This window comes from Parasaccharibacter sp. TMW2.1890, assembly GCF_023337645.1.
GTDB lineage: Bacteria > Pseudomonadota > Alphaproteobacteria > Acetobacterales > Acetobacteraceae > Bombella > Bombella apis.
This window is the reverse complement of sequence record NZ_NWUV01000001.1, coordinates 37,823-52,284: the sequence shown is the minus strand read 5'-3', so window position 1 is coordinate 52,284 and position 14,462 is coordinate 37,823. Positions and strand designations below refer to the sequence as shown.

General features: G+C 58.5%; 13 protein-coding genes. 3 read left to right on the top strand and 10 right to left on the bottom strand.

The features are described 5' to 3' along the window. The 3 genes from CPA54_RS00210 to CPA54_RS00200 all read right to left on the bottom strand — a co-directional run bounded on the left by CPA54_RS00210 (position 1) and on the right by CPA54_RS00200 (position 1,574). Positions 1-357 carry a hypothetical protein gene (locus CPA54_RS00210; protein ID WP_143539973.1) on the bottom strand — a complete coding sequence of 119 codons (357 nt, stop codon included), beginning with the start codon at positions 355-357 and terminating at the stop codon, positions 1-3. A 20-nt stretch (positions 358-377) separates the two neighbouring features. Then, on the bottom strand, positions 378-869 hold the full coding sequence (locus CPA54_RS00205) for a hypothetical protein (RefSeq protein ID WP_081562649.1): 492 nt from the start codon (positions 867-869) through the stop codon (positions 378-380). Between the two features lie 192 nt (positions 870-1,061). Next, on the bottom strand, positions 1,062-1,574 hold the full coding sequence (locus tag CPA54_RS00200; protein WP_081562651.1) for a GNAT family N-acetyltransferase: 513 nt from the start codon (positions 1,572-1,574) through the stop codon (positions 1,062-1,064). Between the two features lie 496 nt (positions 1,575-2,070). Between CPA54_RS00200 and CPA54_RS00195 the strand changes: the two genes are divergently transcribed. Further along, positions 2,071-2,370, top strand: a complete 300-nt coding sequence (locus tag CPA54_RS00195) for a hypothetical protein (protein ID WP_181005247.1) — start codon at positions 2,071-2,073, stop codon at positions 2,368-2,370. Beyond that, positions 2,370-4,280: a PepSY domain-containing protein gene (locus CPA54_RS00190; protein WP_249085335.1), complete on the top strand. Its 1,911-nt coding sequence runs from the start codon at positions 2,370-2,372 to the stop codon at positions 4,278-4,280. Before CPA54_RS00195 ends, CPA54_RS00190 begins: the two co-directional genes overlap by 1 nt. 32 nt (positions 4,281-4,312) lie before the next feature. Here the strand turns inward: CPA54_RS00190 and CPA54_RS00185 are convergent, their stop codons facing one another. Then, complete coding sequence (locus CPA54_RS00185; protein ID WP_249085334.1) at positions 4,313-5,455, bottom strand: AI-2E family transporter; 1,143 nt, start codon at positions 5,453-5,455, stop codon at positions 4,313-4,315. A 213-nt stretch (positions 5,456-5,668) separates the two neighbouring features. Here CPA54_RS00185 and CPA54_RS00180 point away from each other — a divergent pair, with 213 nt between their 5' ends. Beyond that, a complete protein-coding gene (locus tag CPA54_RS00180) occupies positions 5,669-5,833 on the top strand; it encodes a hypothetical protein (protein WP_156878809.1) in 165 nt (54 codons plus the stop codon). A gap of 59 nt (positions 5,834-5,892) precedes the next feature. Here the strand turns inward: CPA54_RS00180 and CPA54_RS00175 are convergent, their stop codons facing one another. The 6 genes from CPA54_RS00175 to CPA54_RS00150 all read right to left on the bottom strand — a co-directional run bounded on the left by CPA54_RS00175 (position 5,893) and on the right by CPA54_RS00150 (position 14,252). Continuing rightward, positions 5,893-8,337 carry a DUF3772 domain-containing protein gene (locus CPA54_RS00175; RefSeq protein ID WP_103765793.1) on the bottom strand — a complete coding sequence of 815 codons (2,445 nt, stop codon included), beginning with the start codon at positions 8,335-8,337 and terminating at the stop codon, positions 5,893-5,895. Positions 8,338-8,418: 81 nt separating this feature from the next. Further along, positions 8,419-9,582 carry a glycerate kinase gene (locus CPA54_RS00170; RefSeq protein ID WP_249085333.1) on the bottom strand — a complete coding sequence of 388 codons (1,164 nt, stop codon included), beginning with the start codon at positions 9,580-9,582 and terminating at the stop codon, positions 8,419-8,421. 43 nt (positions 9,583-9,625) lie between these two features. Continuing rightward, positions 9,626-10,417: an epoxyqueuosine reductase QueH gene (locus tag CPA54_RS00165; protein ID WP_086431766.1), complete on the bottom strand. Its 792-nt coding sequence runs from the start codon at positions 10,415-10,417 to the stop codon at positions 9,626-9,628. An 80-nt stretch (positions 10,418-10,497) separates the two neighbouring features. Then, positions 10,498-11,670 (bottom strand): Na+/H+ antiporter NhaA, encoded by a 1,173-nt coding sequence (nhaA, locus tag CPA54_RS00160; protein ID WP_081847779.1) that lies wholly within the window; start codon positions 11,668-11,670, stop codon positions 10,498-10,500. 76 nt (positions 11,671-11,746) lie between these two features. Beyond that, positions 11,747-12,610, bottom strand: a complete 864-nt coding sequence (locus tag CPA54_RS00155; RefSeq protein WP_081563390.1) for a transporter — start codon at positions 12,608-12,610, stop codon at positions 11,747-11,749. 283 nt (positions 12,611-12,893) lie between these two features. Next, a complete protein-coding gene (locus CPA54_RS00150) occupies positions 12,894-14,252 on the bottom strand; it encodes a cytosine permease (protein ID WP_043562053.1) in 1,359 nt (452 codons plus the stop codon). Between the last annotated feature and the right edge of the window lie 210 nt (positions 14,253-14,462).

The following is a 14,462-nucleotide window of genomic DNA, read 5'->3' as shown; positions in this document are numbered from 1 at the left end:
TTACCGGTCAGGATGGTTCAGGGCCCAGCAACGTGATGTCACGACATTCTGATCCCTGGCAGGATTAGGCATCGTCAGGGCACACAGGACCGTACTTCCAGCCCTGTCCGGCATATCCCCCCGGAACAGAACCAGCACCTCCTCCCCTCCGGCCTGATGGGCAGCAACAACACGGTATTGCCTGTCCAGCAGGGTTTCCAGGGAATCTTCAAGGGGCGTCATCCGGGTTGGAATGGCCAACGGGCTGTACGGCGCCTTGATTCCTGAAGCCGGCAGGGCCAGCCCAGCCGCCATGGCACCAGCCGGAACCATGAGACAGGCCAGAAGGGCCATGCTGCCTTTCGTAAACCGCCACACGGTCCAGTCTCCCTTCACGTTCAGAACAGCTTCGCCGCAATGGCACCAACCTGCACCGTCCCCTTGAAATAACGATTGGCCGGCAGAACAGCCGTAGCCTGGCCATCATGCATCTTCAGGACGCCTCTCACCCGCGTGAAAATGGACGTCGCATGATCGCTGTTCTTCCGGCTCAGGTTGGCAGAGATCACATAGCTTACCGTACCATCATCATACCCGCCACCAGCACCATGGCGCAGACGCACCCTCATGCGGTACTGGTCCAGCCTGTAGCTGTCCTGACCGATGGAAACCGTCTTCTCATCCTGTTCCTGCCGGATATTCGGGCCGATCTGGGTCTTCAGCACATCCACTGGCGTGCTGTTGCCCGCCACAAGGGCTGTTGGAGACAGCTGGGCCTGCACCTCATACACACGGTCCAAGCCCTCTGCCTGGGCAGCTCCAGCCATTAAGCTCATGCCCAGTGCCATCATCCCACCATAAAGACCGGCTTTCCCATATCGTACCATCATCAGTCCCAGGACCTCCCTATCATTCCACACTTGTCACAGACCGGCAGGGCACAGATGCCAAAGGAGGCCCAGCCTGTCACCATGACCGTCTCCTTCCCGGCAAGCTGTCATTTTGTTCCCCAACCGGAACATGAATTAACATTCACACATCAGCTTTGCCGTGCAAATCAAGATTCCGACAGAGAAGGACTTTCAGCCCGGGCTGGAGCGATCATCAAGAAGAATCTGCATGAAGGTCAAATCCAGCCAGCGCCCGAACTTGCAGCCGACCTGCCGACACTGCCCAACCACAGCAAAACCCAGCTGTTCATGCAGTCGGATGGAGCCGACATTGCCCGATTCAATCCCGGCAACCATGGCATGATATCCCCGCTGGCGGGCCTCTTCCAGAAGAGCCACCATCAGAGCCCTCCCGATCCCGGCCCTCTGCCTGTCCTTGTGAACATAGACGGAATGTTCCACGGTATGACGGTAGCCATCCCAGGCACGCCATGGCCCGAACGTGGCATAACCAGCCACTCCACCCCCGTCATCAACGGCCACCAGCACGGGAAGGCCTGCCTCATCGTGGGCTTTCAGCCAGGCGGCACGATTGGCACTGTCCACCACCCTGTCATTCCATATGGCTGTCGTCGTACTGACAGCATGGTTGTATATCCCGGTAATGGCGGCAATGTCCCTGTCTTCAGCTGGCCGAATCTTCATCCCTGCTTCCTCTTCTTCCAGGCCCGCTCCCCTACCTGCCAGAGGGCCTGCCCATAGCAGTACGTTCCACAGAACAGGCAGCAAAAACAGCACCCTTTCATATTTTTTGCAGAATCCTCCAAAAAACCATTCCTTTATTACGTAAAATTAATTACTGATGCCTGAAGATGACATCCGTCACCCCCGCCTTGGAGAACAGAATCATGTCGTCCTCCTATCACTTTCTTTTTCAGTTGACCGTCACAGCTTCCCTGCTCGTTGGTTTTGCGGCAGCAGGACCACTCAGCGGCCTGCGCAAACGCCTCCCCTTCCGGCGGCAGTAAGAAGCGGCGGCAGTGCGGCATGGAAGCCTGACATCAGGACTCCTTATATCCTGTATAAATTATACAGGTTTGACGTCTCTTCCCTCTTCCCCATAAAATCCGGCCCATTACAGAGCATGATCCACCTGCCAGCCTTCCTGTAGCAGGCGGAATGCGGGGAAGCCGGAGGGAGCATGAGACTGGAGACTGCGTCTGAGCCCGTTTTCTTCTGGGGCGGCCTTCTGGCCGGGGCCGTGTGGGCCGTGCTCCTGTGGATGCAGCTCCCCGGCAATACGCCCAGACCCGAGAAGCTGGGCCGTACTGCCGGTGTGGTCGGCATTGCCCTGTCCAGCGGGCTGGCATGGCTGCTATGGGCTCATGTCTTCGGTGCCATGGCCGCCTTTTTCTGCCTTGGTGGGCTTGGCATGGTACTGCTGTGCATCATGCCCATCCTCTGGGCCATTCTCATTTCCACCCAGTCCCATACGTCCTGATGGAGGAATCACGAGGCAGGGACAGGCGGCCGGTTCCCCCACAGCCCCATCCTTCTGCCGTATTGTGGCTGCGATTGGGCATCGGTGGCCTGCTGGCAGCTCTTTTCATCATGGCGGCCTGTTGGGCAGACATAACCCTCCCCTGTTTCCGCCCTTATGGCATGACAGGCTTCTGCCTGCTGATGACGGGCGCCTGTCTGGCCGGGATTACGGGGCTGACCCTGTGTATCGGCCTCGGCCCGTGGCAAAAGCTCCAGCATCTGGCCATCCGGTACCGCGCCCTGCATGGCTGGATCGGCATTACAACCGGCACTCTGCTTTCCATGAGCTTTCTGGCCGGAACCATGACCCTGTTTGCCGCCCCTCTCCAACAATGGAGCCAGCCGCCCCTGCCGGACCATGGAGCCCTCCCACTGGCAGACATCCCCGCAACGCTTGACCAGATTCTCACATCCCGGACAGAAGACCTACCCTCCATCTTCCCCGGCCTCCATTACAGGGTCGGCCTCAAAACATCAGATACGGCCACCCTCAGCATCCCGACAGGGCCAGAGTTGCCCCTCGGCCTGCCAGCATCCCATATTCTCATCAGCCTGCCTGCCTCTCATACTCCCTCCCTTCACCAGCTGATCCTGTCCCCTGTTCCCACGTTCATCGGAGGGCTGCACCGCCGTCTGGGCCTGCCACTGCCCGAAAACTGGGCCATGCCTCTTGTCGGTACCGTCTGCCTCCTTTACGGCCTGGCGCTGCTCTCCGGTGTCATTCTTCTTCTGCCCGGCATATGGCGCCACCTCATGAGCGTCCGCCTGCAGGGCCACAGCCGCCGCCTCTGGCTCGACCTCCACAGTCTTCTCGGCCTCTGCTCCCTGCCCTTCCACCTCATCATCGCCCTGACAACGGCGCTTTTTGCCTTCTCGCCGCTACTGTACCCTGTCTCCTCGAGGCATGACGGCATCCAGCAGGCAACTGCCAGAAAGGTACCACCAGCATCATCGCTTCTTCCCCCCGAAAAAGCCCTGTCCTTCCTGCATGAACTGGCACCAGATTTTCATCCCCTCACGCTGGATTATGTCCTGTCCCCTCACGGCACGGACAGTCAGGCCGAGCGCCTTGCCCTCCATGCCCCGCTCTACAATGCCAATGGGGAGCGGAGCCTGCCTCCGGCAGGACAGTCTTATCTGCTGGCAGAAGGAACAGACCTCCAGAACCCGCTCATTGGCCGGGATCGTGGCGCTGTCCTGCTGACCCCCGAAACAGGCCACCTGATCGACAGCCAGAATCTACCCGGCCAGCAAACACCCGCCCGCCGTATCCTGACATGGTGCCTCGCCTTGCATTTCGGGAGTTTTGGCGGCGAATTTGTCCGCTGGCTCTATGTGGCACTGGGTCTGTGCGGCGTCGGTTTTTTCCATGCTGCCAACCAGCTCTGGCTCAACACCCACCGCCGCAGGAAACCGGGACAGACATCCTGCGTGGAAACACCCGCCACCCTCTGGCTGGGCCGTCTGAGCGAAGGGACACTGCTGGGCTGCCTGCTGGGGCTGTGCGGCATCATCGCCATCAGCCCCCTCATGACCCATCTGACACCGATCCCCCATCTGTCCAGCGTCTCAACGCCAGACATGGAACACTCATACCAGCAGACCAGCCTAGCCTACCATGGGCTGATTGCCTTGACACTGGTCAGCTACTGTCTGCTGCCCAGAGCCTTATGCCGCGGGATCATTCTGGCCCTTGCGGCCTTCTGTCTTTCGGGAGCCGTCACAATCGTGCTTATGCGTCATACAGCCGTGCAGACCCCTCTTGCGGCAGAACTGACCATCGCCTTCAGCTTTGCCAGTCTGGCCCTCTGGGCTGGGAGTCTTCTCACTCTCTACCGTTGGAAACAGGTCGCTCCCACTGGCAGGTGATACCCCCCAGCGGAAGCCGGCCTGATACACGCTCAGCTCTCGGAGGCATCAGCTGAAGCATCAGCCTGACCCGCCTTTTCATCGTCAGCAGGCAGGCCCGCCCAGTCCCGAATCATCGTCTCCGTCAGATAAAGCAGGGTTGGACCGATGAAGACACCAGCAAAACCAAGTGTGGACAACCCACCAAAAGCGCCCACCATGATAACGATGACAGAAATCCGCACATACCGGCGAATGATGAGCGGCTGAAGGAAATTGTCTCCTGCAATCACCACAAGCGCAAACAGCAGCATGATGATGGCGTGCATCAACGGTGCCGTAAAATAAAGCCAGACGGTGCTGAGAATCATCACCCATGCCCCACCGAACTGTAGAACACAGGAAATGAACATGACCGCCGCCACGACACTGCCCATCGGCATACCAGCGGCCATCAGGCCAACCCAGCCGAACAGTGATTCAAGAATGGCTGTCAGCGTGACACCCAGAGCAACACCTCGTGTCGTGATCTCGGCCTGCTTCAGCAGGGCACGTCCCTTTCTGCCGCCAAGCTGACCACCAATCCGGTCCAGAAGCATGATGATGCCCTCCGCCCGGCCCAGCAGCAGCACCATGACGATCAATGTCAGAGCGAATTCCAGCAAAAGAGACCCAAAGCTGCCCGCTGATGCCAGAAGGACATGCAGGATCCTCTCTGGCGACGGGATGACCTGTTTCAGCAGCTCCGGCAGGCTGTTTTCCCGCAGATGATCCCAGAACGGAATGATATTGCCCCCAACGTAAGGGATACGCCCCACCCAGGCGGGCGCTGCTGGCAGCTGTATTGTCGGCAGGATCCCAATGAAATGGGACACGGCATCAACATGCCGTGCAAAAATGACGATCACCAGCACGGCAGGCAGGAAGAAGATGATCATGGCGGCCAGGACGGTAAAAAAGACCGCCGCTGACCGGCTGCCAAAGCATATGGTCTGCAACCGCTGAACCAGCGGCCAGAGCGTGACAGAAATCGTCGCCCCCCAGAGAATGGGGGGCAGGAAAGGATGGATGATCCATACCGCGGCCAGAAGCAGAAGCCCCACGGCCAGAGCGGTCAGTACTGGCCGGACCGGGCTGACCGCAGCCCGGGTCGTAGCCTCGGCTGAAGCAAAGAAATTCCTGAAACGCGTTATCATGACCTATCCTGAGCAAAAAGGTGCCTGTGTGGCCCCAATAAAATAGAATCCCGGGAAAGATGGAAGACCGGTACCATGACTATGGTTACAATCTTTTCATCCACACCTCGTGACCTATCTCAATGAAAACTGCTAAAAGATTGCTGGGACGGATACCGGCACGGTACCGTCTACCCGGCGTTGCCAATTCACCACATGAGAGGATTTACCTGCATGTCTCAGAAAGAAAACAATATCGCCCGCAGCATGACCCGCGAAGACCTCATCTTCGCTCTGGTGCAGGATGTAGTCCGCATCGAAGGTCCGAACACCAAGATCGACCGTGCCTACCTTCTCAAGCTCGTGGCTGAAATTGCCCGTTCCGTCGACGGCAAGTAAAACCTCCCCGCACGACAGTGGCATGGAAAGCCAGGGTGACAGTCACCCTGGCTTTTTTTTCATGTCTGGGACCCATCATCAGATGGCAGCGTCATAGAAACCTGCGGCACCATGAGGCTGATACCTTCCTGGCTGAAACGTGCCAGCACCCCGGAGATAACAGCCGTTCTCACGGCATCACTGTTCGTGCCCCGTGCAACATAGATCGCCAGCGTCGCAGAAACCGTATCCCCCACCTTGTCACCCAGCCAGCTCTGCGGGGCCGGGTCCTTCAGAACATCCGGCTGATCCGCCACGACAAGCATGAAAAGCGCCTTCACCTTGTCCACACTCACATTGGTCGGTACAGCGAAAACAAGGCTCATCTTCAGCGGATTATGACCCGCACTGTAATTCTGCACATTCGCCGTGATAAACTGGGAGTTGGGAACAATGAGTGTCGTGCCATCACTCAGCCGGATATCCGTTGCCCGGACATTCACACGCTGAATCACCCCTGTATTGCCACTGATGGTGATCTTGTCCCCAGCCTGGGCCGGGCGTTCCGCCAGCAGGATCAGACCAGAAATGAAGTCTTTGACGATGGACTGGAGACCGAAACCCACACCCACCGACAGCGCACTGACAACCCATGTCAGATTCTGTACGGAAATGCCGATCATGGCCAACAGCTTGAGCCCCGCAGCGATCCACAATGTATAAGTCAGAATGCTGATGATGGATGTCCGTGCCCCATTATCCAGGGACGTGACCGGGAACAGACGTGTCTGCAGCCACTGTTGCAAAAACCGTATGGCGTAATAAACGCCCACCAGCAGCAGGGCCGCTCCCACTATCGTCCTTGGCGAGACGGGCACACCAAACAGGATACCCCCACCAAAGACATGCTCCAGCTGCCGCCATGTCCCGATGAAGGAAACACCATTTCTACCCTGCAACAGGGCAATGAATACCATGACAAGGCTGAGACCAACCAGCGCCGTGGTGATGACCTCCATCTGCGCAAGACGGCGGGCACTCAGCTCCAGCTCGGTCCACAGCCGCCCAAGACGGCTCTGTGCCGAAAAGAGGAACTGTGAAAAGTCCCGCCACGCCTGCATGAGCAGCATGACGGCCCCAAAGGCATAAAGCAGCGTCAGCACCCAGTCATTCAGCAGGAAAGCAAAGGAGATATAACCACTCAGAACGGCAACGGCCGTCACTCCCATGAGCAGGGCAGAAACACCATGCAGGGGAATATGCTGGATCAGTACGGCACCAATATCCTGCCCCGTACTGCCTGCCTCCACATCACCCAGAGCCGCCCCGTTTTTCTGGTCACGTTTGCTGGAGCGGCACGTCAGATACAGCAGGATGGATGTGGAAAGCGCAAATGCTCCTTCCAGCACGGCATCCAGCCCGGGGCCGACATCGCGGCTGACTTCGGCCGTCCGCAACGCTCCGTAGAACAAAATTCCTCCACCGAGAAGCAGACTGCACGGCAGGCACGCCCTGCCCAGAAGCCAGCGCTTGAGGGACACCCCGGCCCCGATGATGAAACCACACACCGGCAGTGCCTGTGTCAGATACGCGCCCTGCATGGCGGGCACGCCATCACTGTCGAAACCCACAAGCTGCCAGCCCTGCCAGAGGATTTCCGCCAGCAGACCACACAAGACACCGGCCAACACGCTCCCCAGGGCACGCTGGCTGCGGATCACGCCCCCCCAGCTCGCCTGCCCCCGGGCTGAAGCAAGAACACGGGTCGCCAGCTGCCTCAGCACGAAGCCAAACAGCATGACCAGGCAGCCAATACCCAGAACACCAACCAGTGCCCTCGGCTCATCCTGCCCCATATCCCGGAATGTCGCATAACCATCCGACAGAGCCCGCCGCCAGAAACCGACCCCCAGAGGAGAATCGACATGCCGTACCAGCGCTCCCTGCTGGACCTTGCGGCGCAGGTCGTCCAGCTGACCTTCCAGCTGGCGGGTCTGAAGATCACAGACACGCATCCGCACCAGAAGAGCCGTAATCCCCATGGAGGTTTTGCGGGCCGTGACACGCTGCCGGGTGATGGAAGCATCCTCCCCATCCTCGGCCTTGTCGCCAAGAACCTTCAGCAGGGAATTGATAGAGCCCTCATAAGCCTGGATCTGCGCCATCCCGTCCGTCACATGCTGGCGGACCTTCGCCACCTGCTGCGTGTAGGAATCCAGCAACCGCCCGGCAGGCAGCCCCTTCAGTCCCCCCAGAGCGGCACCAACCGTCCGCAAGGTCGTCTGGTCCTGGTCCAGCTGGGTCCGCAATGCCCCCGACACACCGGCCCAGCCAAAATCACCTTCCGGCTGCCCCAGAGGCAGGGAAACTGTCCCGACGGGCGCAGCGTGCGCCGGGGCTGACCCGGAATCCACCTTGTCAGAAGCACTGGCGGCCATGCCCTGCGCAGGAGCCGCCAGCATGGCAACCAGCCCAAGGCCTGCCCCCATGCTCACCATGATCTGACGAACAGAATAACGCTTCATAAAACCTGCTTGTTTCCAATGTCTTGATTCATGACCTGCTGGGCAGACGAACACAGAAATATGGTAGAGTTATGTTACCGTTCAAGATGATCCCGACAGGTTCCGTCCCATCTCCATCCCTGTCCGTATCGCAGCGGCGACATTCTCTGCTGTACGACGGACATTCTCACGGGCCTGCGCCAGCACGACCGGCAACGCCTCGGGACGGGGAACCGTATCAAAGAAAGCATCAATGCCCACCTGATGCATCCTGTCCACACCCTCTCCCGTAGAACCGACAATGGCAATGACAGGCCGCCCCTGGGCTCTGGCAACCTGAGCAACCCCCATGGGAGCCTTGCCCTGGGCACTCTGGCCATCCATCCGGCCCTCCCCGGTGATGACAAGGTCCACATCCCTGAAACGTGCAGCCAGCTGAAGCTGGTCTGCAACAATCTCCACACCTGGCCGCAGCCGTGCCTTCGTAAAAGCCAGGAGCCCAGCGCCCAATCCCCCCGCAGCACCGGCCCCGGGCACAGCCGCCACATCCTTCCCACACCGAAGGGCCAGGATACGGGCATAATGCACCAAGGCATCATCCAGAAGAATTACATCCTCTGGTCCAGCCCCTTTTTGGGGACCAAAAACATGCGAGGCCCCCCGCGGCCCTGTCAGAGGGCTGGTCACATCGCAGGCCCCTTCCAGCGTGATGTCAGACAGGCGTCTGTCCAGACCGGAAAGGTCCACATCCACCAGCCTGGCCAGAGCCCCACCACCAGGCGGCAGCTCCTGCCCCTGCTGATCGAGCAGGCGAGCCCCGAGAGCCTGCGCAAACCCGGCCCCTCCATCATTGGTAGCACTGCCCCCCAGGCCGAGAATGACATGTCGGCACCCATGTTCCAGAGCGGCAAGAACGAGCTGCCCAACTCCATAAGTGGTCGTCCGCAAGGGATCACGCTCTTCTGGCTGGAGCAGGGGAAGGCCCGCCGCTGCTGCCATCTCGATGATCGCCGTCTGCCCATCACCGCTGATGCCGAAAAAAGCAGGAACCGGCATCCCCAGCGGCCCCGTGACGGAACAATGCACCAGTTTACCATCCGTACCCTGCACGAGGGCTTCCACTGTTCCCTCTCCACCATCTGCCATGGGCAGGCAGACATACGATGCTTCAGGAAACACGCGGGAGAAACCTGCTTTTATCTCCTCAGCCACCTCAAGTGGGGCCAGACTTTCCTTGAAGGAATCACAGACAATGGCAATTTTCATACGTCCCTCCTGCCTTCAGGGTGCTCCCCGGGCAGGAAAAGGTCTAGTCTTCTTCGCCGTAGAATTCCTCTCCCAGCACGATGGCGGGCCGCCCTTTTGAACGCCGGAAATTGTTCGTATCCCGCAAGGAATAGGCACAGCCACAATATTCCTGTTTGTAGAATCTCTCCCGCTTGCTGATCTCGATCATGCGGGCAGAGCCTCCCCCCTTGCGCCAGTTGAAATCCCAGTAGGACAACCCATCATAGGGCGCCACGGCCCGGGCACCACAATCATTGATCTGGGCCATGTTCTTCCAGCGTGAAATGCCCAGAGAACTCGTCATGACAGGAAACCCGTGCTCATGCGCATACAGGGCCGTGCGCTCAAAACGCATGTCGAAGCACATCGTGCAGCGTATGCCACGCTCCGGCTCCCATTCCATGCCCTTGGCCCGCTCAAACCAGTTGTCCCTGTCATAATCGGCATCAACGAACGGGATGTTGTGTGCCTCGGCAAACCGGACATTCTCTTCCTTGCGCAGAAGATATTCCCGCTCTGGATGGATGTTCGGATTATAGAAGAAGATGGTGTAGTCGATGCCTGATTCCGTCATCGCCTCCATCACCTCACCAGAGCAGGGGGCACAGCAGGAGTGAAGCAGCACCTTTTTCTGCCCACCCGGAGGCTCCAGAACCGGCCTGCCGGACGGTGTCAGCGGAGCAGACACACGGCGCTTTTTCCGGGCTGCATAGCCACGTTCCCTACCGGTCGGGCTGGCCACTCCGGCATGTGTCGTTCCATCACAGGCCGGGTCATGAAGGGCATCCGGCCGGTCTGTCCGCTCATGGCTCATCAGTGAGTTCCTCTATCCGATCATCAGCACACGCCCGCCCCCATACAGAGGCACGGCAGAACTGTCGAGTAGATAGAGCTTCACGTCTCTTTCACCACGCATCTCAACCAGAACCAGCCACTGGCCACGGCCATGAAAGAGCCGAGAAAAATACCGATCTTGCTGGATATGAGCAGGCCCGAAGCAGGAAAGGCCAGCGAAGCCATGAAAAGACTGACGGTAAAACCCAACCCACAGAGCAGGCACAGACCAAAAAGCATCGGCCATGATGTCCGGGCCGGAAGAGAAGCCAGGCGGCACCGTATGGCAAGCCACGTCATGCCGAAAATTCCGGCCGTCTTGCCCAATACCAGCCCCACCACAACAGCCACGATCAGACGCAGATCAAGGCTCGTGAGAGACGTATCAGCCAACGGCACACCCACCATGACAAAACCGAACAGCGGCAACACCCCCCATGTGACCCACGGCGCCAGACCATGCTCCACACGCTCCAGAGGAGACGGGCCATCATGCCGGGCGGTCGGCAGGCAGAGCCCCACCACGACACCCGCCAATGTGGGATGCAGCCCCGCTTCCTTCAGGCAAATCCACAGAAGCCCCCCGCCAATGCCATAAAACCACAGGCAACGGACACCCCGCCAGCCGGCACAGGCCATCATGCCCACAAGGATGACCGTACCGAAAAGCGGCATGGCATGCGGTGTTCCACCATAAAAGAGGGCGATGATGAAAATGCCCAGCACATCATCAAAAATGGCCAGTGCCATCAGCCAGACCCGCCCTCCTTCCGAAACACGCCGCCCCAGCGCCAACAGTACAGGCAGCGTAAAAGCTGCATCCGTTGCAACGGGAATGGCCCAGCCTGACCGCAGGGCAGGGTCAGGTGCAGCGATCAGCGCATACAGCCCTGCTGGAACAACCACACCTCCCAGAGCAGAAAGACAGGGCAGAAGACATTGGCGAAATTCTGCAAGATGCCCGGCTGTCAGTTCCTTTTTCAGCTCAAGCGAAATGGTGAGGAAAAACAGCGTCATCGGCCCAATGGTGACCAGCTCTGCAACGCTGGGCAGGCAGAAGGGTGACAGGCCATCCCCCAACGGGACAGGTCCCAGAGGCTTGGCCAGCAGCGCATAAAAAGACCGCCATGGTGAATTGGCCAGGATGAAACCTGCCAGCGCCATGACCAGCAGAAGGCAGGGGCCGCCCGTTTCCGGCGTCAGAAACCGATGTCTGCATGTTGCCGTCATCATCGTCCTTTTATGGCTGTCGAGACCGCTCCCCTCTTACAGCGCTCCGGGGAAAAAATCTCTACCACCTGCCAGACGGTCAGTAATGTGAGAACAGGGCCCCCTCAAACAGATAAACCAGCTTGAAATAATAAGCGTTGGTCTCCGGTACATAACGTCCGTCCACCGAATGGGCATAGCGGGTCGTGATGTTAAGCCGGGGATTGATGTTCCACATCAATCCCACGCCCAGCGTAACCTCCCGGCTGCTGCTGTCCGCCACGGAGCGCCCCAGCGTGTTGTCATGCCAGCCGGCATTGTTCTGCCAGTCCATGGAGAAAAATGGCTCCCACCTGCGGCTGGCTTTCCAGCTGAAACGCAGATTGCTGTGAAAGGCCGTCCCCGGATGATAGGAATGTTCCCCTCTGACATGCATGGTCGAAGCCACCACAGCCCCGAGGTCTCCACCGAAACTGAAATGTTTCCACTCATAATCAAACATGAAGCTTGAAAGATTGGACCAGTATTGCGGGTTCAGGACTTTCCGGGTGGCGCTGGGTGTCTGCATGAAGGTCTGGATACCGAACGTGCTGTGTTCATTCGGTTTGAACCACACCGCAGGCCCTGTGATGGTCGGCCCCAATCCACCATAATTTGTGCCATCCGCCAGACGGTAACTTTCCGTCTGGATGACTTCATAGGCAAAACCGACATGAGGAATGGAATCAAACGTCCAGAAATGGACGTATTTGCTCAGGCCAGACCATGTATGGCTGCCCCGTTCCGGCTTTCTGGCCCCCTGCCCATCATAATAATTTCCTGCTGCATTCCCGTCACCATACTGGACGAATACATTGAAAGGCTTGAAATCCACTGGCAGGTCATATTCATGCGGACCAATGACGGCAAACGTGATGTCCGATGCTTCTGCCGAAGCAGACGACAGCAGCCAGAACACGACCATGCCACCCAGCACCAGCAGCCCACCCGGTGATCTCACCCTCCTCAGCCACAGCATGCAGAGCCTTCCCCACAGAGCAGACATGACGCAGGGCCCGGCCGTCAACAAAAGAGCTGCATCACGTCCCCTGCCACCCCCACAGGGATGGCCAGTCTAAAACGGCTTCTGCCTGTATAGAAGGATCGGTTCTCTTTTAACAAGTCAGATCAATTACAAATATAATAGTACCCTGTCAGTACAGCTTACATCAGACCCCAATGAAACCCCTCATACGACCAGATAAAGCTCAGGCTCTCACCCCGTCACATCGTCTCACCCAGAGGTAATACACGACGGCCGTCACCAGCAGACTGACAATCCATGAAATATCCACTCCATGCAGGGCTTCCACAAGCGGCCCTGTATACGGGCCGGTCTTCATGAAAGGCAGTTCAACCAGCACACCCAGGAGATAAATCAACACGACCGGCAGATTGAACCGCCCATACGGTCCACCATCCGCCCTGAAAAAGGCCATGACATCATACTCGCCATGGCGCAGCAGGTAATAATCGCACAGATTGATTGCCGTCCACGGCACGAGCACTGCCATCAGTACATCCAGAAACGACGTGTATGCCTTCAGGAAGTCACCAACCATGCCAAGGCTCATGACCAGGGCCGCCCCCAGCAGAAGAACCGTCATGACCAGCCGCCCCCACAGGCCGGCACGCCACGACGGCCAAAAGGTCTGCACCAGAGTAAGGCTGCACAACGCTCCACAATAGACACTCATGGCATTGGCCAGCGGAATGGCCAGTGCCAGCACCAGAAGAACGATATTGCCCATATGGCCGCCCGTCAGGGAGAGCGCTCCAGCCAACGGCAGGGACGGATAGCTCAGTGACAGCAGGCTCCCCAGCACCATGGGCAGAACAGCCCCGATGACAGTTCCCCCATAGGTCGCCCAGAAGGCCTGCCGGCCGGACCCGGCCTCATCCGGCAGATACCGGGAAGAATCAGAAACATAAGGGGCATAGGCGATCTGCCAGAGAGCCGAAACGGAAAAGGCTCCGAAGAATCCGGCTACCGTGCCGTGCATGTCTGCCAGCAATGTGCGGGAAAACCCGCCCAGCCCACAACCGATGGCATAAATGACCGCCACAATGGAAATCCAGCTGGCCAGACGGGAACAGACATGAATGGCCCTGTACCCCATCATGCAGGGTAGAAGTGTCAGCACCGCAATGAGCCAGACCCCCCTGCTGCCCTGGAAGACAGGCAGCACATGCGCCAGGGCTTCTCCCCCCACGACACAGTTGGAAGCAGCAAAACCGATATACATGAGCACGACCAGCAGGATGATCGGCACCGACCCATAAACGCCAAACTGCCCCCGACTCTGCACCATCTGGGGCACACCCAGACGCGGGCCCTGTGCCGCATGGAGCGCCATGAAGACAGCCCCCACCACATTACCCAGCACCAGCGCCAAAACGGACCAGATGAGCGACAGCCCGAATACGGCTGGCCCCAGAGCCCCGGTAACAACCGTCAGCAATGTCATGTTGGCACTGAACCAGACCGAGAACAGGTCCGCTACCCGCCCGTGACGATGCGCCTGAGGAACGGGGTGAATGGTATGGGTTTCCATATGGGTACTCATGGCCCCGCTTTTCCCACACTCCCAGAGGCGTGAAAAGAGGTTACTTCATGGCAGTCCCGTCCAGACAGCAGGTCGGACTGAAAAATATCCAGAGGCGGAAGATAGACTTTGAAGTTTTACCCAAACTTCTTTAACAGATTCCGCAACAATGCGCTCTTTCTTGGGGGCAATTTCGTACCGTCAGGGTTCTTTTTATAGAAATGGGGACTA